Genomic DNA, 22,476 nt, shown 5'->3' on the forward strand with positions numbered 1-22,476 from the left:
GGTGGGGGTAAGGTTGGCGTGGAAGAGGACGGCTGGACTTACAGGGTGGTATAGGCCCCTTCGTACTGCTGGATCAGGCGGCTGGCGATGCGTTCCCAGGTAAATTCCTGGCGCACCACCTGACGGGCACGATCGCCCATACGGCGCATTTTGCGGGGATATTGCAACCCCTGCTGGAGGGCAGCAGCAATCTCCTGACGGTCCTGCTGGACCACCAGGCCCAGGCTATGGCGCTGGATCAGGTCAGCCAGGGCCACCCCTGGTGTGACTAGAGCCGGTAGACCGGCAGCCAGTGCTTCCAGAACCGCAATGCCAAAGTTTTCGGAATGGGAGGGTAGGGCAAATAAATCAGCGCCCTGGAGCAGCAACTGTTTCAGATCGCCGCTGGCGAAGCCAATTCGACGGGTGCGATCGGCCAGACCATGGGCCGCTAATAAACGATCGATCTCGGCTTCGTAGTCGGCTGCACCAGTGCCAGCAATGACAAAGGTGAACCGCTGGGCCTTCAGTTCTCCCAGGGCTGGAATCAGGTACTCCAGTCCCTTTTTGGGGTGCAGGCGAGACATAAACAGGAGCACGGGTTCATCGGTAGGGAGTTGCAGGGATTGCCGTAACTGTTGTCTGGCCTCTGGAATTGGGGTGGGCAGGGTGAGACCGTGGGGCACGACAAAGCCAGGTGAGGTCAGGTTCAGGGATCTGGCTTCGCCCAACTCCTGTTCTGAGGTGAAGTGCATGGCCCGACTCCCCTGGAGGTTTTGACGCTCCATCAGATCCAGGTAAAGTTGCTTTTTCCGCCGTCCCTGATCTAGGGACCATTGGCAGAGCTGGCCCAAAGGCCGGACGATGTAGGGAACCCCCTGCCCTCGGGCGATCGCCATGGCTGCCGTGGAGGGATAGGAGAAAATGGCATGGACATGGACCAGATCATAGGCGGCGAGATGATGGCCCAGCCATCGGGTCAGACTGGCAGAGAAAGCGAACTCTCGCACCGGGGCGATGGGGGGGGAATAGCGGGGGAAGAATCGCACGGGGACGGCTGCCCCGGAACTGCCAGGCTCGGTATAGAGAATCCGCTGGTGCAGAGGCACATCCAGTAGGCCATCTCCAGCATCATTGGTGGTGGCAATCTCGGCCTCCACCCCCTGAGATCGCAGCTCCCGCACCATCTGTAAGACAGCCTGACTGGGACCACCCCGGACTGGGGCTACCGAAGGAATCACATGGAGAATTTTCATAGAGATTCGGATGTGAACTGGACAAGGTTGCTTGAAACCAGGGCTTTGGGCTGCGGCGCGGCTTTTCTGCCCAGGGAGGAGGTAGCCAGCAGACCAGCCAGGGTTTGCCGGAAGGCAGCTTTGCCAAAGCTCTGAATCGCAGCTTTTCGTAGGGCCATGGGTTGATATAGGAGGGGATTCGGATAGGTGCCCTGCAGAATTTGTGTTAGCGTCTGACTGATGGCAGGGATGTCGTGTGGGTCTACCAAGGCTCCCAGGCGGCCCTGCTCCAGGGCATCGATCGCCCCATCCAGCCCACCCAGTACCGGCTTTCCAGAGGCCAGGGCTTCCAGATAGACAATGCCAAACCCTTCCAGGGTGCTGGGCATGGCGAACAGGTCACAGAGATTGTAGTAGTCCGGTAGCTCCGTATCGGAGATGAAACCGGCCAGGGTGACACAATCCTGCAGTTGTCGCTCGGCAATCAGCCGTTCCAGCCGAGGTCGATCGTCCCCTTTGCCCACAATCAGGTAATGCACTTCCGGCAACATCTGCCGGATCTGGGGCAGGGCCGCCAGAATCTGGTCGTAGCTGTGGAAGGGTTCCCCCGCAGCCAGCCGATTGACGGTGAGAATGACCGGCTGGTTGGGTTGCAGGCCATGACGTTGCAGCAGGTGAGCTGGTTTAGGGGCAATCCGGAAGCGATCGGCCTCGAAGGTATTGGGTAGCCGATCGACCTGGTGAATCGCCAGGTTTTGCTCTTGTAACAGGCGATCGCAGGTGTAGCTGCTCACCCCCAAAATCCGATCTGCCCCAGTCAGTGCCTTTCGCAGGGAGGGCTGCTGCACATTCCAGGCTTCGAAGCCGTGGGCCACCGTCCAGTAGGGCGTCCCCGTCAGTCGTTTCAGTTGAGCCGCTGCTCGGGTGAAATTAAGATGAGTCGTCAGCACCAGATCCGGTCGTTGGTGCCATCCGGTCTGGATCAGACTGGCAGCATAGATCACCTTCCGCAGGCGGGATGGAAGATGACCGAAACAATGGAACCGCACATTGGGTGTTGTCAGGACCACAGGCTGGCGATCGTGCATCAGAAAAACTTCGTAGCGAGCCTGGGGATAGACCTCCTGCAACGCCTGCAGCAGGAACTGGGAATAGACCTGGATACCGCCCTTGAAATCAAACAATCCAGGAGCCCAGAAATGAATCAGAGGGGAATGCATCATCATTAGAATTTCGATTGACGTGGGTGGATCCGTAGAAGCGCGATTGATTGCGATTCATGCATCAAGGCCGGGCAAAATTCCGATTCAGATTGGGACACGGTTATGGGTGCGATTGATTTCGAGCGAACCCTTCGGATCAGAGCCCGACACCAGATAAGAACAACCCAGTAGAGCCAGTACACCCATTACCCCCAACCAGCCCAGGGGGCTAAAGGAAAGGACGATCGCACTCATCCCGGCCCAGAGGGTTAACCCGTACATCAGCCAGACCGTCGCAGGCCGGGAAAACCCGAAGCGCAGCAGTCGATGATGCAGGTGACGCTGATCTGCAAACAGGGGGGATTTGCCGTCCAGTACCCGGGAGACAATTACCAGGAGCATGTCCAGGACTGGTACGGCCAGAGCTACATAGGGCAGAAGGACCGCAGTGAAGCTCTGGGTTGTCATCACACCAGAGACGCTGACGGCAGCCAGCAAAAAGCCGATGAAGTAAGAGCCGCCATCCCCCATGAAAATGCGGGCTGGGGTAGCGTTGTATCGCAGGAAGCCCAGGCCAGCTCCGGCCAGGGCCATTGCAATCAGGGCGATCGGACCAGAATGCTGACCCAGGCACAGCATGGAGAGCGTCAGGGCGACGATTGTGCTCATCCCAGCAGCTAGCCCATCTAGGCCATCCATCCAGTTGATAGCATTGGCCACCCCGGCCAGCCAGAGGAAGGTGATGGGCAGGCTCAAGATGCCGACAGAGACCAATCCGATTCCTGGCATGGGAACGGCTTCCAGGCGGACTCCCAGACTCCAGGCCACGCCAGCGGCCACAGCCTGGAGCAACAGCCGGGTCACGGGGGGAAGGTTCAGCACATCATCCGCCAGGCCGATCGTGAAGAAGCCGATGCTGCCCAGGATGACTCCCAGAAATACCCTTGATTCAAATAGGGGAGCCCCTAGCTGCCCGATCAACAGCAGGGCGATCAGGGTACCGGTGGCGATCGCAACCCCCCCAATCCGGACCATAGATTGTTGGTGGAGTTTGCGCTCACCGGGTCGATCGACCCATCCCAGCGTTAGTCCGATCTGACGCACGAGGGGAGTGATCAGCAGGGTGAGCAGGAGGGCAGTGGAGAAAACTGTGAGGACGACCATAGGGAACCTTGGTATTCAGAACCTATGTCCTTAGTGTCGAAGCCCTCTGTTGGCGATCATGTTTGCTGATCAGTTGAACTTTTTAAGCAATGTATGTGAACGGAGAATGCAGTGCGAATCAGCATCTGGTTTTTGGTCCCGTTGGTGTGACAGTCCAGCACCAGGGCGATTGCTGGGGCAGTCTGATCGATAATATCCCCTGCTTTAAAGGGGCAGTGACATAGGGACTGGCTAACAAATCCCAGTTTTGTAACTGCCGAAATTTGCCGTTGATGCGGGCCTGAGCAATTCCTCCCGTGGGGTTGTAGGTCATTTCCAGGCGATCGCCCGCAAGGCTGATGTAGCTCAACTGTCCCCGATCGGACCAGTGGCGATCGTCAATGCGGCTGCGATCGAGGGCACGGGTTAGATGGGCGAAGGTAGGATAATCCTCGACAGAGGCTACATCCGTCACCCAGGCTATTTGATCACCGGTGGCGACGAGGGCCTGAACGGCTGGGTTTTTTTCGGTCAGTGGGGAGAGGTGGGTGAGGGTCTCGCCCCAGGGACGGGCACAGAACCAGGTCCGTTCAATCCGCCAGAGATACCAGTCTCTGTATCGTTGTGGGGGACCATACCGGACTGGCAAAACCAGGTGGGTGCGGGACGGTACGCCCGCAGCCTTGTCCTGGGTTGTTAACTGGAGCTGGTAAAGGACAGCTCCCCGCTCCTGCACAACCTGATCGCCCGGAGAGGCTCCCTGAACCAGAGGACTGTGGAAAGTTCCCCCCAGCCTGATGACCGCATTCTTGGCTCCTGCTGGATCGCGGATGACGAGCTTGTAAGGGGTGTATTGGGCGTTGATGGTGCCGCTAGTCTGGTAAGAGCGATGGGGGATGAGCAAGGTGCCCAGACTGTAGTCGGGGGTGATATAAAAGGTTTCCCAGAACTGGTTGTCTGCATGGTAGCTGTAGTAGGCGGGATGACTGGCTCGGAGTTGGAAGGGCAGGGGTATCTGCTTGCGGGCGATCGCAGCGAGCTGTCGCGGCGGACGATACTGGCTCAATGTGGCGTTAAGGGCGACACGGGCGATGTTTGCGGGCATGCGTCGGGCGGTTGTGGGATCGTCTCCCCACCAGACCCAGGCTACGGCTGCCAGTCCACTCCCGTCCCAGGTGCCCTGATCGAAGCCTCGGCTCTCGGCTCCCCCGGCGGTTCCCCAACTGAGTCGGAGGGCCATATTGGTGGCGAACCAGTCGAGGCCAGCCTGAGCCAGTTGTTTCAGTTCCGGGGTGCGGGCAAAGTCGTAGAGGTTCAGCAGACTGGAGATGGAGTAGCCATAGTAGGTGGAGGAATGGAATTCTCCCTGGCCGATCGTCAAAAACTTGTTAATTTCCGATCGTAACCAGGCTTCCTGGGTGGCCGGAATGGCGGGTAGGGGAATGGGCCAGCCACTCCCATCCATCAGAGCCAACCCGGATACCCGCTGCATGAACATATGATTTTCCGTGCCCTGATCACTCCAGGCTTGGATGCGATCGGGGGCGACCATGCTGCGGTAGGAGGCCACCACTGAGGCTGGCATCTGGGATCGGAACTGGAAAAACAACCGCACGTCGAATACGCTGCGGAAATGGTAAAGGCTGCGGATTTCCCGATCTAATTGCGCCAGAATCGCCCAACTGGGCTGGGGGTCGTACTGGCCAGGTAAACTTAGGCGGGCCAGAATTACCGGCAGCAGATATTTGTGGGGGTCGGGAATGTGGCGCTGCCGCCACCAAGTGTTCAACCCATTCAGATCTGTTGCGGCCAGATGCTGTCTCAGGGCCAGTCCTCGCTGCTGTAGGGCCAGTTCCTCGGCTTCAGGGCGGGGGATCGATCGGGCCTGAACTGGACTATGGAAAGGGGAGAGGATCTCGGCGCAGACTGCTCCGGTCCAGGCCAGCAGGCCCAGCAGGAGGATCAGAATAAAGCGGCGCAAGAGCATCCGGTGTTGCATGCCAAGCCCTGAGTCTAGAATTTTGAGAATTGGGTCTGGGTCCAGGATAACGCCTGCATCAATCCGGCTGTGGCTTGGGCATAGCTGTACTGCTGAATCCGCTCACGACTGGATTCTCCCCAGACCTGCAGCCGAGCCCGATCGGCAAATGCCTCGCGCAATCGATCGGCCAGGGCAGCCCGATCGCCCGCTGGAAAAATCAGTCCATTCTGGTTGGGATGGACCAGATCGGCGGCACAGCCCACATGGTCACTGACCAGAATCGGTTTCCCCAGGCACATGGCCTCGTTGACAGCCAGTCCCCAGGTTTCGTCGGGACCGTAACTGGGCAGGACAAACAGATCCGCGATCGCATAGGTGCGGGGCATCAGACTCTGATTCTGGAAAGGGGCGAAGTAAACCTGGGGATGGTGAGCGGCTTGAGTTCGCAGCTCCGACTCCAGGTTTCCCGAACCCACCAGCAGGAGAGAAACATCAGTAAGATTCGCCCGCAAAAATGCCTGTAAGAGATCCAGGGGACGTTTTTTCAGAATAAATTTCCCAGCAAACAGAATCACCTGATGATGGGCTGGAATGCCCAATTCTTGCTTCCAGCGCTGAGCTTCCTGGGTGGCAACCTTTGATTGAGCGAAGAAGCGATCGGTCTCGATCGCATGGGGAGAAAAGAAGAGCCGATCGTCTGGAACCCCGTGATAGCGAAAGTATCCCCGATTGGCCTCACCCACGTAGAGACAGGCAGCAAATTGCTGATACACCCTGGAAATCCATTGTCTGCGGGCCCAGGCTTTTAGCCCCTGCTGGGGCAGCAGGCGATGGGAATCTCCCCGAAACAGCAGGGGAGTCTCTTTCCAGGACCACATCAGGCGGTACAGACTGGCAAAGTTGTAATTCATCAGGAGAATGGCATCAGGTCCATATTGGCGGATTTGCTGCATCAGCGTTGGATTTTGTAGCCCCCAGATATTCTGAGTGCCGGGATGCTGGCTGACATTGGGCACAAACTCAAAGTCATAGCCGGAGAGCAAGGGAATATCCCACTGGAAAGATTGTTGAAACTCCCGATCGACCTGTTGAGTAACCCCGAAATCCCACAAATAAAAGACCCGAATCGAGAGATCGCGTTGCTGGGCTAAATAGCGAAACCAGGGCGCGTAGTACTGAATCGGGTGGGACGTAATAATTGCAAGTTTTAGCATCAGCAGTTCAGGTAATCTTCAATTGATGAGATGCTTCGCAGTTTTCAACCGCTGTATCCTCTTCCGGAGGGTGAGCAGGGGAAAGGCCAACAATCTTATATCGCTGGATCCCAGGTTTGCGCTTTTTGCGGTTTCGATAGATCTTCATGAAAATAAACCGCATGGCCAGCAGAGGCACTGAGGATTGAAACAGGGTGGCAACATAAACGCCAGCCGTCCACTCGGTAGAGGCCAGAGCCAGACTGAGAATGAGTACACCCAATAGAGACCGAGCTGAAAAGGTAGGAGTGCCAAAGCCAATCCGGGTGACCAGGCCATAAAACGCCCCCAGGAACATGCCGACACCCGCACAACCCATGACGCCAAAATTAGCATAGGCTTCCGGTAATAATCCCCAGGCGATCGTGGTCCGCAATGTATCCTGATAGGTTTGCCGCTTAATATGGATATTCAGCATGTGGGTGCCTTCATGGCTCCGGATTTTGTTGGGATTCATGAAGCGCGGCATGAACAGTTGGGGAATGATGCCGTAGGTGGCCCCTTCCATGTAGGGATAGGGTTCTGGAATCTTGGTCTGGGCCATCATCAGCATGTGGATCAGACTGGACCGTTCGACAAAAGACTCCCGCTTCTCCTCAGGCGGATCATATCGGGAAGGGGTGTGGGTAAAGTGGTCTGCTGCATGACCGGCCCATTCTTGAAACCAGGCCGGATATTCCCAGGGTTGAACATAGTGTTTTCCAGGACCATTCCAGTATTTGTCCCGCATGGGATGCTTGCCATAATGTAGCGGCAGCAGCATCAGCAGTCCCAGGAACAAAGGTAGAACAGGAATCTTACGCCCACCCACTACATAAGCCACCGTTGCCAGTAGGAAGACTGTCAAGGCCGTTTTCAGAATCAGGGTGGCGGCACTGGTCAAAATGTACAGGGCAACCAGGAACAGCAGCAGTTGGGACTTCAGCCGGGTTAACTGACCTGCACCACAGCGATAACACAAAACGAAGATCCCTAGTAGACTGAGGCCAAAGATAATGCCTCGAATCAAGGCCAACATGCCCCCAGAGAGACTGAACCATCCTCCCAGGATATACATATTGAGCAGCACACCCGCCACCAGAACCCCAAAGAAAAAATTCTCAGCTTTGCTGGTTTGCAGGGCATGGTAGGGAGTAGAAATGGGACAGGGAGTCCGGACCAGTTGCCACCAGACTAGCGTACCAGACCCCAGAAAAATGACGGTACAAAAGGCGGCATAGAAATGAGCCGCCGAGGAATACATTAAAACGTTGGGATTCTCGCTCAAAAGTGGCAGGGAAAACGTCCACAAATAAGTTAGGGCAAAGAAAGGAAAAACTGGCATCCCCTTAACCTTCCCGGCACACCAGAGATACATGGGGAACATGCAAGCAGCGCCAATCATCAGTGCCCCCACTGCCGTTCCCTCCTCAGCCTGCCGGAGTTCACCCAGATTGGCCAGTAAAAGTAAACTGATACCAATCCAGAAAGCGATCAAGAGCTGTTGATTCTTTCCTGCCGCCGACATTTCCCTGGCCTCACCATGAACGCCCTAGATCATCCTTTCGCCACTTCACCCCTTCAACCGGCCAATTCTCCACGACCTCCGCGCCTCAGGGGTTCATCCCTCCACCACCCGATCGAACATCCCACAGAGCCGCCGTGTCATCTCATAACCTGAATAAGGCCGAAAAGCCTCCCAGTTGGTTTCAGGGTAATGGGATTCAGTTTGTTGTAAAAGGGATTTCAAAGACGGAATCACCCGCTGTACAACCCTCTCCAGATTTTCTTCTGGCGTAAAAGGAATCACCGTGCCTGCTTCACATCGCTGCAGAATCTCCACCACCGAACTTTGACCATGAAAAATTGCCAGAATCGGTTTACGGGCCAGAATACCAGGGTATAGCTTAGAAGCCGTATAGCTGGGATTATCAGACCCCAGCATCAGGATGGCATCACTTTCCACCAGCAATTGCTGAGCCTCAAAGTAAGGAATGCGATAGGGATGCTCACTGACCATATCCGCTAAACCATACTCTGCAGAGATCGGCGCGATCGTTTTGACGGCCAGCGGGGGCGGAGCATAGCTGGTGCCCACAAAATGCAGGTGCACTGCTTGCCAGAGATGGGGAGCTCGATCTCGTTCCTGGTGAATTGCCGCAAACAAGGCCCGTAGGGCGATCGCCAGATCTGCTCCTCCACGCCCCACATAGACCCAGTGCCGTTTGCCATCCTTGGGATCGAAAATAGACTGCCGAATACCCAGCTCAGGAAGTCGGGCAAAATCCTGCTCCGGAGCCCCAAAGGGAAGGACTGTGAATTGCTCCTCCCTGAGCTGGGGGTAGCGTTGCTGTAATGTCTGGGGATAGGTGGGGGAAACGCTCAAAATGTGATTGGCTGAGCGGACTGCATAGGGTTCAGAGATTCGGGCCAGGGCCTGAATCATCCCGTACTTGAAGCGTCCGCCGGGGGGGCTAACCTGGGGCCGATGTTGATAGTCCGTCAGCCAGGGATCCTGAAAATCCAGCACGTAGGGGACGCCAAACTGTTTTTGCCAGATTGGGCCCAGAGTCATAACTGGGAAAATGGTGGTCGAGAAGAATACCAGATCAAAGGGTTGAGTTGCTAGGAGTCGATCGCCAGCTCGTTTGAAATCCAGCCAGCAGCGCCAGCCAACTCCACCCAGACCGAGCTGCCGGGTCCATCGGCTGGGGAGTGCGCCCGTGCGAGTGATGGGTAATCCCTCCGGGATGGCCCGTTCCAGATCCGGGTCCTGGGGATGGGGCACCTCATCGGGGCGGACAGCCAGAATCTGAGCTTCCCAGCCTAACTCTTGCAGGTAGGGGAGGGCCACCCGAATCCGCTGATGGTCGGGGGCATTGGTGGGGGGAAAGTGGGGGCTGACGATCAGCACTCGTCGTTGCGATCGCTGATTGGTGCCATGACGGATTGTCTGTGTCTCTGTGATGGATGGTCGTGTTTGAAGTCCCATTTCGGTCTCCTGAACAGCGGTTACTTTTACTGTCCGGTAGAGGGGATTGTGATCACGTTTGCGTATGGCCTCTTTTCAAAAAAATTGAGATGACCACAAAAAATTCATAATTGATCGATAAAGTCTTTACATTAGCAATCCCAACTTCAGGGGGATGCAACCAGGAAGGGGAGGGCGGGATATCCTCGGCACCTTCAGTTCATGCCTGATTGAGAATTAACGGAGCGTCTTACAGGGAGAGGAATAGGTCATGCCAGGGGTGAAAGAGCAGCAGGAACGACATATTTTGCTCATTGAAGATGACATTGTTGCAGCAAGTTTGATTGCGTTCTTATTAAAGCGGGAAGGATACAGTCCTCAGATTGCTAGAGATGGTCAGGAAGCTTACGACTTGATTAACCAGTCTCCACCGCCGCATCTGGTTTTGTTGGATAGGATGCTGCCCTATATGGATGGCTTGGAACTTCTGGAGCATATTCGGTGCCAGACGAGCTGGCAGCAAGTTCCAATTGTCATGTTGACGGCAACAAATACGGAGCAATCTGCAGTTGAAGCGTTTGATGCCGGTGTGGACGACTATATTGTTAAACCCTTTCGCCCACAGGAGTTGATGGCTCGCATTCGACGGTTTTTCCGGGTGAATTCCCGGTAAATCTCCAGCCTATCCCATAGCAGTTCCCAGAGGCCAAAAACTAATCTGTCAAAAACTAATCTGTCAAAAAAAGTGGTAGGGGAGATATTCCCCTACCACTTGCAAATTGGGTTAGATCAATTTCAATCGACTGCCTGGGGCAATAGCTCTCGCTTCTGGCCAGGAAGAACCTTGACCTGCCCCTCATCATCCACGTCTACAACAGCAGTATCGCCATCTTTGACGCGGCCTGAGAGGATCTCCTCTGCCAGGACATCTTCCAGGAGACGCATAATCGCCCGACGCAAGGGTCTGGCTCCATAACTGGGGTTGTACCCTTCTTGAACCAGGCGTTCCTTAAAGCGCTCTGACACTTCCAGCGTAATGCCCTGTTCCATCAGACGGTTGAACACTTCCCGGAGCATGATGTCGGCAATCTGCTTGACCTCGTCCTTCGACAGTTGACGGAAGACGATAATCTCATCCAGACGATTGAGGAATTCTGGACGGAAGTACTGCTTCAGTTCTTCGTTCACGAGAGAACGAATCCGATTGTACTGAGACTCTGCCTGATCCCCCGATGAGAACTCGAAGCCAAGGCCACCGCCACCCTTCTCGATTACCTTGGAACCGATGTTTGAGGTCATAATCAGTAAGGTGTTCTTGAAGTCTACAGTGCGGCCCTTTGCATCTGTCAGACGGCCATCTTCCAGGATCTGCAACAACATGTTGAACACATCCGGGTGGGCCTTCTCAATTTCATCAAAGAGGACGACCGTATAGGGACGACGGCGAACTGCTTCTGTTAACTGGCCCCCTTCGTTGTAACCCACATAGCCCGGTGGCGAACCAATCAGTTTGGAAACGGTGTGGCGTTCCATGTACTCGGACATGTCGAGGCGAATCATCGCATCTTCAGAGCCAAAGAAGTAGGAAGCCAGAGCCTTAGCCAACTCAGTTTTACCTACCCCAGTAGGACCGGAGAAGATAAAGCTGGCGATCGGTCGATTCGGATTCTTCAGACCTACACGAGCCCGCCGAATGGCGCGAGAAATTGCCTTGACGGCTTCTTCCTGGCCGATTAATCGCTGGTGCAGCGTGTCTTCCATGTGAAGCAACTTCTCTGATTCGGATTCAGTTAGCTTATTCACCGGCACACCTGTCCAGGAGGCCACAATATGGGCGATATCTTCCTCATCGACAACGGGCATATCTTCCCCGTTGCCGCTGTCCACTTTCTTGTTTTTGGCAATATCGCGGATTTCAGCCTTGATTTCCATTTCCCGATCGCGCAATTCGCCCGCCCGATCGAAATTTTGAGCCCGAACGGCATCATCCTTTTCTTTCAAGACCTGGCGCAGTTGCTTATCCAGTTCCTTCGCTGCCGGAGGCAATTGAGAATTAATCAGACGGACCCGGGAACCAGCTTCATCGATTAAGTCGATCGCCTTATCAGGCAGATAACGATCAGAAATGTACCGATCAGATAATTTGGCAGCCGCTTCCAGAGCTGCATCAGAGATCTTCAGCTTATGGTGTTGCTCATACCGCTCTCGCAACCCCCGCAGGATCTCAATCGTTTCATCAACCGTGGGTTCGCCCACCATGACAGGCTGGAAACGACGTTCCAGAGCTGCGTCTCGTTCAATGTGCTTACGGTACTCATCCAGGGTTGTCGCCCCGATACATTGCAACTCACCCCTGGCCAGGGCTGGCTTCAGGATATTGGCCGCATCGATCGCCCCTTCTGCTGCACCCGCTCCAATCAGGGTATGGACCTCATCAATCACCAGGATGACATTTCCCGCAGAGCGGATCTCATCCATGATTTTCTTGAGCCGCTCTTCAAATTCGCCTCGATACTTGGTCCCTGCGACCAGCAGACCAATATCCAGAGTGACGACACGCTTCTCTTCCAAAATATCGGGGACATCATTGTTGGCAATGCGCTGGGCCAGACCTTCGGCGATCGCGGTTTTCCCAACACCGGGCTCCCCAATCAGAACCGGGTTATTCTTAGTCCGGCGACCCAGAATCTGAATCACCCGTTCAATCTCTTTCTGACGACCGACAACAGGGTCCAGCTTACCTTCAGCAGCCATCTGAGTCAGGTTAGCGCCAAACTCATCCAGGGTTGGGGTTTTGGTCCGCCCCCCTCCGGGCGTCGCCGAAACCTCAGCCGTCTCACCCAGCATACGGATGACCTGGGTCCGTACTTTGGAGAGATCAACCCCCAGATTTTCTAAGACTCTGGCTGCCACCCCTTCTCCTTCCCGGATTAAGCCGAGAAGCAGATGTTCTGTCCCAATATAGTTGTGGCCAAGCTGACGAGCTTCTTCCAGAGACAACTCTAGAACTCGTTTTGCTCGCGGCGTGAACGGAATCTCAACCGCAACAAAGCCAGAACCCCGACCAATAATTTTTTCAACTTCGATCCGGGCATCTTTCAGGTTAACGCCCATAGACTTCAAAACTTTGGCGGCGACGCCGGTCCCTTCTCCAATCAGACCCAGGAGGATCTGTTCTGTACCCACGAAGTTGTGACCCAGACGGCGGGCCTCCTCTTGGGCCAGCATAATGACCTTAATGGCTTTCTCTGTGAAGCGTTCAAACATGGCGTGTTCCTATCACCTGCTGCGTGCCGGTACGCTGATTCTAACACAGGAAAAATGCCGCGCAGTCCTAACCAAACGAGTAGGTTAAGACTAGGTTTCGAACCTCAGTTTTCGGCGACCCGCTTCACGATCGGCCACATGACTTTGAGAAATTTCTGTAGTCAATTTATCCATACTGGAGATCAATCCTCCCCTGCTTGCGGTTGAAGCGTTCCTGCATTCGCTGTTGCCACTGGGTCAGCTCTTGGGGGAAGCTAGGATGCTGTAATTGGCTGCGCCACAGGATCAGGGCATCCTCTCCAGTGTCCTGATAATAGCGTCGCCGCCGCCCCGCTTCCCGAAAGCCAAACTGGGTGTAGAGTGAAAGGGCAGCTTGATTGGAGACTCGAACTTCCAGGGTGGCCCTTTCCAGACCACGCCTATGGGCGGCTAGCAGGAGGTCATAGAGCAGAGCCTGTCCCAATCCACGTTGGCGATAGCTGGGATGGACCGCCAGGACTGTGATGTGGCATTCCTCCAGGATGGCCCAGGCGCAGGCCACACCCACTACAGAAGGGGAATCCAGACGCTGCAAAATCAGCAGATCGCTGTTAGGGCTATCCAGTTCTCGCTGATAGCCATCGATTGTCCAGAGTCCTCCCAGACAAAGCTGGTCCAGGTCCACAATCAGGGGGAGCATATCTGCAGTAGCAGGTTTTATTTCCAGAGGCACTGGAAGCTGGATAGGGAGTTCTTCGGGATTCACACCAGGGGATTATGGAGTTGACGATATTCTATATTACTGATGGGCATCGTCTAAGCCCAGGGTGATTCCAATGAATCGCAGGATGATGAAATGCTTGGGCCTGTTTGCTTTGGGGGCGATCGCACTTCTAGCCTCGATTGTGATTCCATGGATTTACCCGCAACTCCTCTGCCGTCTGAATTCTCAAGCCTGCCCAATCTCCTACTCTATCCGTCGGTTGGAACAATTTCTGCAGCAGCAAAAGTGGCAGGCAGCTGACCAGGAAACATATAGGCTGTTGGTGAAAGCGGCTCAGACTGTGGAACAGCAGTCTCCATCCAATGGCTCTAGACAGGGGCATGACTTCAAAGACCGATGGCTCACCCCCGAACGCATGTTGAAGGTTCCCTGTAACAGCATGCAGGAGATCGATCGCCTCTGGGTGCAATACAGCCAGGACCGGTTTGGGCTCAGTGTGCAACAACGCCTCTGGGCTGACCTGCTGAACCATCCGGAACCCTTGTACGATCCGTTTAAGGCCATGCAAATTCGCTTGGGGTGGTTGAAGCCCAATGGCTCCAGTGTGGCTTATGCCCAGTATCCCTTTTCTCTCGATGCTCCGCCTGGGCAATATCCCAGCTTGACGTTGGTAGACAATGGGCAACCGGGGGTCATGCTGACGATGCGATTCAACCCCATTTTGCTGTTCCATCGAGCCAAAGTCTGCCTGACTGATCCCGCCCCAGAAACCCATCCCGTACCATTGCAATCTGCGAGAGCCGTTGACTATAGCCGACTAAAAATTCTGCTGAAAAATCAGGAATGGATTCTCGCTGGAACTGAGACAGAGCTTAAACTGGCTGCTGCAGGGGGGCGTCAGAGTGCCTTTGATTTCTTTAGTCTGCAAGATTTTGCCCAGTTACCCTGCCAGGATTTACAGACTGTCGATCGACTCTGGAGTCGCTACAGTCGGGGCCGATTTGGCCTGAGCATCCAACGCCAGATTTGGGATCGGATGAGTATACCTGGAGCCCCTTCTTCCAGTCAGGGGAAGTTTGCGGCTGTGATCGGGCGGGACAAAACCTATGCTTACGATACTTCCCTCAGTCAGGTCAACGTTGGACATTTCCCCCGACTATCCGGAGGATTCAGCCGGGATCGATTCTTTGCTCGTTTGCAGGTCTGTGGGCTATAAGCCCAGTCAGTTGTAGACTGTAATGAATAGCATGAATTTTGTTGGACACGATCGCTAAAGGTGTTGCCCTCGCATGGTTTCGACTTTCTCCCAAGGGTTAGAAGACTCTGGCTGTCAATATCTGCCCTCCTCCGATTTGGTCAGTTCCCCCTCACCCAACCAGTTGCTCATGCCCCTGACAGCCCGACTGAGCCCTGCTGGCCACCTGGAAATTGGTGGCTGTGATGTCCCAGCGTTGGTGCAGCAGTTTGGTTCCCCGCTTTATATTCTGGATGAGGAAACCCTGCGCACAACCTGCAGTCAGTATCGGAAATCCCTGCAGCAGTCCTATCCTGGTGAGTCTCAGGTTCTCTATGCTTCTAAAGCCTGGAACTGTTTGGCCGTTTGTGCGATCGTGGCCAGTGAGGGATTGGGGCTGGATGTGGTTTCTGGGGGAGAACTCTACACGGCATTGCAGGCTGGGGTTAGCCCTGAGAAGATTTACCTGCATGGGAACAACAAGGCACTGGAAGAACTGCAACTGGCGATCGAGGCAGGCAGCACGATCGTGGTAGATAACTGGTTTGATCTCCAGAATCTGGTCAGTCTGACGGGGTCGGGTCATCACATGGACCCGGTTCGGATTATGATTCGCCTGACGCCGGGGATCGAGTGCCATACCCACGAATACATTCGCACGGGGCACCTAGACAGCAAGTTTGGTTTCGATCCCAACCAGTTGGAAGAAGTCTTCCAGTTTATCAGTGAGCAACCAGGATTCAATTGCATCGGCCTACATGCCCATATTGGCTCTCAGATTTTTGAATTACAGCCCCACAATGACCTGGCTGCTGTGCTGGTTCAATGGCTGAGTAAGGCGGCTCACTATGGGTTGCCGGTTCAGGAGTTGAACGTTGGGGGTGGGTTGGGGATTCGCTACACTGAAGCGGATGATCCTCCGAGTATTGCAGATTGGGTAAAGGTTGTGAGTCAGGCGATGGTGGCAGCTTGCGAAGCCCACAACGTTCCCTTGCCCCGCCTGCTCTGTGAACCGGGTCGATCGCTGATTGGGACAGCCTGCGTGACGGCCTACCGGATGGGAAGCCAGAAAACGGTACCTGAGATTCGTACCTATGTGACCGTTGATGGGGGGATGTCTGATAACCCACGCCCAATTACCTATCAATCCCTCTATCGGTCTGTGGTGGCCAATCGCATGCAAGAGCCGTTGACGGAAACCGTGACGATCGCTGGGAAGCATTGTGAATCGGGAGATATTCTGATTAAAGAGGCAAAATTGCCCGCCACGGAAGCCGGAGATGTTCTCGTTGTGATGGCGACCGGAGCCTACAATTACAGTATGGCTTCTAATTACAATCGTCTTTCCCGGCCAGCGGCAGTTGTCGTCCGTTCTGGAGAAGCCAACCTGATTTTGCAGCGGGAAACTTACCAGGATTTGATTCGTCAAGATCGGATTCCAGAGAGGCTGAAGTTTAAGGATGACCTGTAAGAGGATGGGAATGGGGCCAGAATAATGCATGACGAACGATGAATTGATCATTGCCAAGTGGATAGCCTCTCTTCATCGTTCATCGTCTTTGCAAAGGCAACACTTCACGCATAAAATCCATCATTACAATCAGAGTTTTTTCATCCTTCATCCTGCTTTTCTCATGGGAGATTGGTGGAAGCAGTGGCTGACCAATCCTGAACAGACCAGGACCATCCTGCTTCACACGATTGATATTGGCTTAGTCCTGGTGCTCACCTATATGGTGCTGGTCGTCATTGGTGAGCGACGCACGTTATGGATGGTACGAGGCCTGATTGTGTTGATGCTGGGAGCAGCGATCAGCCGCAGCCTGGAACTGAAGCTGTTGAGTTTTGTGCTGAATAGCCTGGTTATCGGGGCCGCCGTAGCCATGGCCCTGATTTTGCAATCCGAATTCCGGCGCTTTCTGGAGCAATTGGGTCGGGGCGAGATCCGCCAGCTCTTCCAGCCTTCCCGACGGGTGAACCCTAAACCGGATAGTGTGATTGATGAGATTGTGGATGCGGTGAAGGAACTTTCCCAGAACCGGACTGGGGCGTTGATGGTGCTGGAAACAGATGGACCGATCGATGAACGAGATTTCTCTGTACCAGGGGTCAAACTGAATGCAGAACTGTCTAAAGAGTTGCTCCAGACTATTTTTCAGACCACCACTCTTTTGCATGACGGAGCAGTTTGGATTCGGGATTCACGAATTGTGGCTGCTGGTGTCATTCTTCCCCTATCAGAACGAACAGCTTCTCGACAATTGGGAACCCGTCATCGGGCGGCCATGGGGATTACAGAACGGGTAGAGAACTGCATCTGTCTGGTCGTTTCTGAAGAGACAGGCTCCATCTCCCTGGCTGAACGGGGAACCCTGAATCGGCCTCTAACCAGCAGTAAACTGAAGGAAATATTGGATACTCGATTCTCCCAGTCTGTTGACCGGGAAACGGTAACGACCGATTTACGAAATTTTGGTCGGCGAATTGGTTCTAGAGGATTAGCGTTGCTTTTGCATTTGTTCCGTCTGCCCTCATCAGCCCCTCGAGAGAAAAAATGACTGTCAAACCAACTGTTTTGCGAGACCTGCCCGCTGATCTGGAACGGGAAAAACTCCCTCGACATGTGGCCGTGATTATGGATGGGAATGGCCGCTGGGCAAAACGTCAGGGTTTGCCCAGGATTATGGGGCATCGGCGTGGGGTGGATGCATTAAAAGAATTATTGCGTTGTTGCAAAGATTGGGGCGTTCAGGCTCTGACCGCCTATGCCTTTTCCACAGAGAATTGGGGGCGGCCCCTGGAAGAGGTGGAATTTCTGATGATGCTGTTTGAGCGGGTGATCCGTCAGGAAATTGATGAACTGATCTCGGAAGATGTGCGAATTAAATTTGTGGGTAATCTAACTTCCTTGCCAGGGACGTTGCAAACGGAAATCTACCGCTCCATGAATCTGACGCAGCACAACCAGGGCATCCAGTTTACAGTTGCAACCAACTATGGTGGACGGCAGGAAATCATTCAAGTCTGCCGGGAGATTGCGACCAAGGTGCAGCAGGGGAAGCTCCAGCCTGAAGATATCAACGAGGCGCTGTTTGAGCAGCATCTATATACGGTAGGCACCTGTCATCCTGACCTGATGATTCGCACCAGCGGTGAAATGCGGGTGAGTAATTTTCTGCTCTGGCAGATCGCCTATTCGGAACTTTATGTCAGTGATACCCTGTGGCCTGATTTCGATCGGGCTGAATTTCACCGGGCGCTCTGTGCCTATCAGCAGCGCGATCGGCGATTTGGCAAAGTCAATTAATCCTATCGATTCAAATGACTTGGACAGACGTTACATGTAACCTCTGTACGGGGGGCAGGCAGGGCCTCTAAGGTCCGGCAAAAATAGCGGCTTCAATGTCTTGCCGACTGAGGGAGTATTTGAAAGCTCGATGGATATCCTGGCCAGATTCTCCAGCCTTGAGATAGCAGACCGTAACCTGATCGATGTCGAGGCACAGTTCTGCCTGCCAGCGAGATCGATCGACGTGCCAGCAGTGGCGTTGTTCACTGTCCTGCTGGCAGCCTTGTTGAGTCAGCCACGCTTCAATTTTAGGTAGGGCATGACTGTAGAGCGGGGTGTCTGCTGGAGGGAGAGTCATAGCTTAGATCGGGGTGAAGTTAAGGGGTCTATGAACTGGATTCCATCTGAGGGACTGATGGATCGGCTGTTGGAAAACTCTCCGGCGTTGCAGGCAGGTTAACCACTTCTTGGGGGAGGGGAGGGGGTGATGGTTCAGGAATCCGAGGATGAAAAACCTTGGGCTTTTCCAGGGGTTCCAGGGGGGCAAACAGAAATGGAGGAATGGTCAGATCAGAGGGTTCGACCTCTTCCACCTGGGCAGGTTGACTGTCATTGAGAGCCTGGATGGGATTGAAAACCATCTCACCCCGGGTCAGGCCGATCGTAATAGCCAGGACCAGGCAACCCACAAAAGTCAGGCCCAGAATAAAAAGGGCAAACATTTCTCCAGGGGAGAGGGGGCGTTCACTGGGATCCAGGTAAGCAGAACGGGCCTCGGAAATCCGTGATGGCCCTGCAGGACGGACGGAAGGGGGAGAGGGCACAGCCGGGGATGACAGGGGCACAGGTGGACTGAAACCCTGTTTTCGATCGTAGGCTAATCTGCGAGCTGGATTGTTCAGCGTGCCATAGGCTTCGTTCAATTTCTGGAACTGTTCTGTAGCAACTGCTGCTGGAAGCCGGGTGGTGTCTGGATGGTAAAGCCGACTCAGTTTGCGATAAGCCTGCCGAATCTCCTCCTCTGATGCCTTTGGCTGCAGGCCCAGAATGGTGTAGTAATGATCAGCCGCCTGTTGCTGATTTCGCTTGGCTGCAGCATCTTCCGATGAAGTCACGTTTCAGTTACTCAACCTTTCAAGTTCTCAATATTTTAACCAGCTTCCTGGAGGATCGGAATCTCTCCGATTGATCTGGGGGACGCGACAGGCCAGACCGTCAATACCAGCCAGCACTAACCAAGTCACCATCGTAATCCGTACATCGAACAGCGTAACATCCACCAGGCTGAATAGGGTACAGCCGATGAAAGTGACCAGAAAACTGAAATAGAGCAATCGATCGGCCTGGGTTTTGGCAGGACCATCGGGCTGCCCTGGCCAGTGCAACAGGTGCCCAACACCCTGGCAGAAAACCCAACCGACTACAGTCAGCAACAGCAGGGTGGTGGGGATGCCTGCCTCAGCAGTGAGCATGAGAAACAGGTTATGGGGATGGCCCAGCCAGACACCGGTCTGAGCCTGGTAAAGGTCTGGAAAGCTCCGGAGTCCCCAGCCAGTCCAGGGGCGTTGTTCAGTCATCCACCAGGCAAACTGCCATTGGGTTTCCCGATGCAGGGCTGTGCTCTGGTTGGGATATAAATCACCGGACAGTCTGGCCCAGATGAAGGCAGGAACCACAATCCGGAGCCACTGCCCCAGGGGATTAGGAGCCCAAACGGCTCCCAGGACACAGCCTGCGATCGCCATCACCCCAGCAACGAGCCAGCGCCAGCCCTGGTAAAGTGCGAAAGCGAGGCTAATCAGGAATGCGATCACCCAAGCATTACGAGATTGGGTCAAGACGATGGCCAGGGCAACAGTGCCCAGGAAGGACAGGAGGAGCAGCGATCGGGGGGAGCGCAAAGCGGCTTGAATGTTGGCTCGGGTGAGCTTGGGTTCTCCATGGGCGATCGGTGGGTTGTGCCAGGTTTCCAACCAGAGGCCCAATCCCAGGCCAAAAACAATCACCAGGAAACTGGCCAGAAAGTTGGCATAGGAAAAGATAGAAGACATGCGGCCCGGTGGATTCCCACCCGCATCAATTAACAAGTCCACCACGATCCAGAGCAAACGGGGGTGGCCAGCCCAACCCCAAAAAAGTTGACCAAACCCCACCAGGACGACGGGTACGGCGCTCAAGAGGACTAATCGGGAAAATTGGCGGAGTTGGGCGGGGGTCTGCAAGAGGTGACTCCCGGCGACAAAAATGATGAAACCGGGGAAAAAGTTGTACAGCCCCAAGAAGGCTGTGGGTGGGTCTTCAGCCCAAAAACTGATCAGGATCGTCCAGAGTATGAGGCCACTGATGCCCCAGGTGACTGGACGACGGAGAAACAATCGATACTCCCTGGGCCAGAGGGAAATTGCCGTCATCAAGATCGACATCCCACCCAGGAGGGGACTAATGGGTAGGAGTAGTAGACTGATCTGGACAACGACCCATTGTCTCTGGAGAGAAGGATCGGGATGGGGTTGAAGCAGATTTAGGGGATTCAAGGGTAGTCTAAACCGGCTCAAAACATTCGGCTCGGATTAATCGGATCTGGGCCAGGGCAAAGACGGTGGGGATAATTCTGCCATAGTTGGTTGAGATGGCTCGCCAGCCCAGATCGGCAAAGAACCAGGCCCAGAGGGCAGGCCCTAAAAAGGCGAAAACAGTGCGGGCGGCCCCGTACCGGGCTGCTGTGATGGTCATGCCCCGACGAGCCATCTGCAATGTCAGATGGTTGCTGAGCTGCGCTGCGGCGACCGCGCCTCCTTCCAGAACCGCTTGGCGGGCGATTTGATAGCTGGCAAAGTGGAGAGCAAACTGGCGGGCAATATGATGGAGGACCAGGGGGCGCAGAACAGTGCTGATCGTCAGGATGCTCCCCCCTCGCAGGAGGAGACCGATCGGATCCTGGCGCATGGGTAGGGGGAGCTGCTCAGCCAGGTTGGATTTGGCCAGCGATCGTTGCACCTGAGCCGTGAGCTGCCCCCGTTCAGATTTAGGCAGGTGTTTCCAGGCTCGTTCCAACAGGTGCAGAAAGACTTCCGCTTCCAGATCGGTGGTGGAGCAACTGGCGGAGTAGGGAATTCTCAAATAACGGCAGATTCGAATCAGGATTTGGCGATAACTGACCTGCCCGGTGCGTCGGCGCAGAACGGTCATGCCATCTGCTGCCAGAAAGCGAACCCGTCGTTCCAGGGTATCTAACCAATCGTCTCGATCGCGGCTCTGAATATCGATCGGGTCAGGTGCATAGAGATAGTCGATGGGGTTGAACTTGGGGCGAAACAAGATGTCGGTCAGATCTCTCAATTCATCTTCTGTTGCCAGTTCAAGCGCCAATCTCAGCTCATCCGCCATAGATTTCTCCAGTCCTGCAGGGTACAGCCAATTGACAACTATTCTACAGGTTTGGATCGGTTTGATGTAGTTGGATTATCGACCATTCATTAATCTGTAAGCCCCCCCACTAGGATCGCTCTGACATTGACTGAGAACGATATTACTTTGGAGAATCTGATCCAGGGCAGGCTGCTTGCTGGCCTGCCGCGTTTCACATAAAACGGTCAATACCACTGCTTCGGTATGATCATCAGTCGCCACAAAACCCAGAGCGACCCCACCCGCATAAGACCGTAAATTGGCATTAAGAGAAACGCTTTGGTTATTAATTGTCAGTGTGGCATTGTTGCCAATAATACCTTCAACGGGACTAATAGAATATCGATAGTGAACGGTTTGAGTCTGAATCCCCAGCCCCAGATCTGACAGTGTTGCGGCAAAGATTTCATTCTCAATCATGTAAGCTGTTTGAGCTCGATTCATAGAACCAATATTTTGTTTGGCTTCCGCCTGTCTGGCCTTTGTAGCTTGATTCAAAAAAGAGGGGAGAGCGATCGCAGCAAGAATACCAATGATAATAATAACGACCAGTAACTCGATTAAGGTAAAGCCTTTTTCCCTGCTACACTTCTGGGCAAAATGCTGAAGGAATTTTGCCTTGAATTCAGTCTTCATTAGAGGAGTTCCTCATGCAGATTAAACCAGAATTAACTGAGATGATTGAGCTATTAAAGGCTTAATTTTGTGACTAATCCCAAAAATAATTGAGATTCAATTGATGGTTTTAATAATTAAAATGAAAGGGCAATTTTATGCCGACTTGGATTCTATAAGTGCTATTGCAATCTGTGTTTTGATATAAGTGAATTTA

General features: G+C 54.2%; 19 protein-coding genes. 5 read left to right on the forward strand and 14 right to left on the reverse strand.

Annotation, left to right across the window (positions count from 1 at the left end):
- Positions 1 to 38: 38 nt before the first annotated feature.
- The 7 genes from BST81_RS08335 to BST81_RS08365 all read right to left on the reverse strand — a co-directional run bounded on the left by BST81_RS08335 (position 39) and on the right by BST81_RS08365 (position 9,764).
- On the reverse strand, positions 39 to 1,235 hold the full coding sequence (locus tag BST81_RS08335) for a glycosyltransferase (RefSeq protein ID WP_075598086.1): 1,197 nt from the start codon (positions 1,233 to 1,235) through the stop codon (positions 39 to 41).
- Positions 1,232 to 2,440 carry a glycosyltransferase gene (locus BST81_RS08340; RefSeq protein ID WP_075598087.1) on the reverse strand — a complete coding sequence of 403 codons (1,209 nt, stop codon included), beginning with the start codon at positions 2,438 to 2,440 and terminating at the stop codon, positions 1,232 to 1,234. The genes BST81_RS08335 and BST81_RS08340 overlap by 4 nt, the downstream gene beginning before the upstream one ends.
- Before the next feature lie 81 nt (positions 2,441 to 2,521).
- A complete protein-coding gene (locus tag BST81_RS08345; RefSeq protein ID WP_075598088.1) occupies positions 2,522 to 3,580 on the reverse strand; it encodes an MraY family glycosyltransferase in 1,059 nt (352 codons plus the stop codon).
- A gap of 118 nt (positions 3,581 to 3,698) precedes the next feature.
- Positions 3,699 to 5,558: a hypothetical protein gene (locus tag BST81_RS08350; protein WP_075598089.1), complete on the reverse strand. Its 1,860-nt coding sequence runs from the start codon at positions 5,556 to 5,558 to the stop codon at positions 3,699 to 3,701.
- Positions 5,559 to 5,572: 14 nt separating this feature from the next.
- Positions 5,573 to 6,754, reverse strand: coding sequence for a glycosyltransferase family 4 protein (locus BST81_RS08355; RefSeq protein ID WP_075598090.1), 1,182 nt, complete (start codon positions 6,752 to 6,754; stop codon positions 5,573 to 5,575).
- Between the two features lie 7 nt (positions 6,755 to 6,761).
- On the reverse strand, positions 6,762 to 8,300 hold the full coding sequence (locus tag BST81_RS08360; protein WP_075598091.1) for a hypothetical protein: 1,539 nt from the start codon (positions 8,298 to 8,300) through the stop codon (positions 6,762 to 6,764).
- 93 nt (positions 8,301 to 8,393) lie between these two features.
- Positions 8,394 to 9,764, reverse strand: a complete 1,371-nt coding sequence (locus BST81_RS08365; RefSeq protein WP_083636734.1) for a glycosyltransferase — start codon at positions 9,762 to 9,764, stop codon at positions 8,394 to 8,396.
- Positions 9,765 to 10,014: 250 nt separating this feature from the next.
- On the opposite strand from BST81_RS08365, the gene BST81_RS08370 reads away from it, so the two are divergent.
- Positions 10,015 to 10,416, forward strand: a complete 402-nt coding sequence (locus BST81_RS08370; protein WP_075598092.1) for a response regulator transcription factor — start codon at positions 10,015 to 10,017, stop codon at positions 10,414 to 10,416.
- 122 nt (positions 10,417 to 10,538) lie between these two features.
- On the opposite strand, the gene BST81_RS08375 is transcribed toward BST81_RS08370, so the two are convergent.
- Together BST81_RS08375 and rimI are read right to left on the reverse strand one after the other, a co-directional pair.
- Positions 10,539 to 13,010 carry an ATP-dependent Clp protease ATP-binding subunit gene (locus tag BST81_RS08375; protein WP_075598093.1) on the reverse strand — a complete coding sequence of 824 codons (2,472 nt, stop codon included), beginning with the start codon at positions 13,008 to 13,010 and terminating at the stop codon, positions 10,539 to 10,541.
- Between the two features lie 166 nt (positions 13,011 to 13,176).
- Complete coding sequence (rimI, locus tag BST81_RS08380; RefSeq protein WP_253188161.1) at positions 13,177 to 13,755, reverse strand: ribosomal protein S18-alanine N-acetyltransferase; 579 nt, start codon at positions 13,753 to 13,755, stop codon at positions 13,177 to 13,179.
- Between the two features lie 82 nt (positions 13,756 to 13,837).
- On the opposite strand from rimI, the gene BST81_RS08385 reads away from it, so the two are divergent.
- The 4 genes from BST81_RS08385 to BST81_RS08400 all read left to right on the forward strand — a co-directional run bounded on the left by BST81_RS08385 (position 13,838) and on the right by BST81_RS08400 (position 18,254).
- A complete protein-coding gene (locus BST81_RS08385; RefSeq protein ID WP_171974698.1) occupies positions 13,838 to 14,929 on the forward strand; it encodes a GUN4 domain-containing protein in 1,092 nt (363 codons plus the stop codon).
- Positions 14,930 to 15,002: 73 nt separating this feature from the next.
- Positions 15,003 to 16,418 carry a diaminopimelate decarboxylase gene (gene lysA, locus BST81_RS08390; RefSeq protein WP_075598096.1) on the forward strand — a complete coding sequence of 472 codons (1,416 nt, stop codon included), beginning with the start codon at positions 15,003 to 15,005 and terminating at the stop codon, positions 16,416 to 16,418.
- Between the two features lie 28 nt (positions 16,419 to 16,446).
- Positions 16,447 to 17,505, forward strand: coding sequence for a diadenylate cyclase CdaA (gene cdaA, locus BST81_RS08395; protein ID WP_290439427.1), 1,059 nt, complete (start codon positions 16,447 to 16,449; stop codon positions 17,503 to 17,505).
- Complete coding sequence (locus BST81_RS08400; RefSeq protein ID WP_075598098.1) at positions 17,502 to 18,254, forward strand: isoprenyl transferase; 753 nt, start codon at positions 17,502 to 17,504, stop codon at positions 18,252 to 18,254. The genes cdaA and BST81_RS08400 overlap by 4 nt, the downstream gene beginning before the upstream one ends.
- Positions 18,255 to 18,321: 67 nt before the next feature.
- On the opposite strand, the gene BST81_RS08405 is transcribed toward BST81_RS08400, so the two are convergent.
- The 5 genes from BST81_RS08405 to BST81_RS08425 form a co-directional block, all read right to left on the reverse strand.
- Positions 18,322 to 18,594: a DUF3143 domain-containing protein gene (locus BST81_RS08405; RefSeq protein ID WP_075598099.1), complete on the reverse strand. Its 273-nt coding sequence runs from the start codon at positions 18,592 to 18,594 to the stop codon at positions 18,322 to 18,324.
- Positions 18,595 to 18,622: 28 nt separating this feature from the next.
- Positions 18,623 to 19,351 (reverse strand): J domain-containing protein, encoded by a 729-nt coding sequence (locus BST81_RS08410; RefSeq protein WP_075598100.1) that lies wholly within the window; start codon positions 19,349 to 19,351, stop codon positions 18,623 to 18,625.
- Between the two features lie 27 nt (positions 19,352 to 19,378).
- Positions 19,379 to 20,770: an O-antigen ligase family protein gene (locus BST81_RS08415; protein WP_075598101.1), complete on the reverse strand. Its 1,392-nt coding sequence runs from the start codon at positions 20,768 to 20,770 to the stop codon at positions 19,379 to 19,381.
- 7 nt (positions 20,771 to 20,777) lie between these two features.
- Positions 20,778 to 21,623, reverse strand: a complete 846-nt coding sequence (locus BST81_RS08420; RefSeq protein WP_075598102.1) for a YaaW family protein — start codon at positions 21,621 to 21,623, stop codon at positions 20,778 to 20,780.
- A 75-nt stretch (positions 21,624 to 21,698) separates the two neighbouring features.
- Positions 21,699 to 22,280, reverse strand: coding sequence for a type IV pilin-like G/H family protein (locus tag BST81_RS08425; RefSeq protein ID WP_075598103.1), 582 nt, complete (start codon positions 22,278 to 22,280; stop codon positions 21,699 to 21,701).
- Positions 22,281 to 22,476 lie beyond the last annotated feature (196 nt).

Origin of the sequence: Leptolyngbya sp. 'hensonii' (assembly GCF_001939115.1) — a bacterium.
Taxonomy (GTDB): Bacteria; Cyanobacteriota; Cyanobacteriia.

What these genes read in the sequence shown, in the direction of transcription:
- BST81_RS08335 (WP_075598086.1), bottom strand. Translation starts at nt 1,235, where the DNA reads ATGAAAATTCTCCATGTGATTCCTTCGGTAGCCCCAGTCCGGGGTGGT.
- BST81_RS08340 (WP_075598087.1), bottom strand. Translation starts at nt 2,440, where the DNA reads ATGATGATGCATTCCCCTCTGATTCATTTCTGGGCTCCTGGATTGTTT.
- BST81_RS08345 (WP_075598088.1), bottom strand. Translation starts at nt 3,580, where the DNA reads ATGGTCGTCCTCACAGTTTTCTCCACTGCCCTCCTGCTCACCCTGCTG.
- BST81_RS08350 (WP_075598089.1), bottom strand. Translation starts at nt 5,558, where the DNA reads ATGCAACACCGGATGCTCTTGCGCCGCTTTATTCTGATCCTCCTGCTG.
- BST81_RS08355 (WP_075598090.1), bottom strand. Translation starts at nt 6,754, where the DNA reads ATGCTAAAACTTGCAATTATTACGTCCCACCCGATTCAGTACTACGCG.
- BST81_RS08360 (WP_075598091.1), bottom strand. Translation starts at nt 8,300, where the DNA reads ATGTCGGCGGCAGGAAAGAATCAACAGCTCTTGATCGCTTTCTGGATT.
- BST81_RS08365 (WP_083636734.1), bottom strand. Translation starts at nt 9,764, where the DNA reads ATGGGACTTCAAACACGACCATCCATCACAGAGACACAGACAATCCGT.
- BST81_RS08370 (WP_075598092.1), top strand. Translation starts at nt 10,015, where the DNA reads ATGCCAGGGGTGAAAGAGCAGCAGGAACGACATATTTTGCTCATTGAA.
- BST81_RS08375 (WP_075598093.1), bottom strand. Translation starts at nt 13,010, where the DNA reads ATGTTTGAACGCTTCACAGAGAAAGCCATTAAGGTCATTATGCTGGCC.
- BST81_RS08385 (WP_171974698.1), top strand. Translation starts at nt 13,838, where the DNA reads ATGATGAAATGCTTGGGCCTGTTTGCTTTGGGGGCGATCGCACTTCTA.
- lysA (WP_075598096.1), top strand. Translation starts at nt 15,003, where the DNA reads ATGGTTTCGACTTTCTCCCAAGGGTTAGAAGACTCTGGCTGTCAATAT.
- cdaA (WP_290439427.1), top strand. Translation starts at nt 16,447, where the DNA reads ATGACGAACGATGAATTGATCATTGCCAAGTGGATAGCCTCTCTTCAT.
- BST81_RS08400 (WP_075598098.1), top strand. Translation starts at nt 17,502, where the DNA reads ATGACTGTCAAACCAACTGTTTTGCGAGACCTGCCCGCTGATCTGGAA.
- BST81_RS08405 (WP_075598099.1), bottom strand. Translation starts at nt 18,594, where the DNA reads ATGACTCTCCCTCCAGCAGACACCCCGCTCTACAGTCATGCCCTACCT.
- BST81_RS08420 (WP_075598102.1), bottom strand. Translation starts at nt 21,623, where the DNA reads ATGGCGGATGAGCTGAGATTGGCGCTTGAACTGGCAACAGAAGATGAA.
- BST81_RS08425 (WP_075598103.1), bottom strand. Translation starts at nt 22,280, where the DNA reads ATGAAGACTGAATTCAAGGCAAAATTCCTTCAGCATTTTGCCCAGAAG.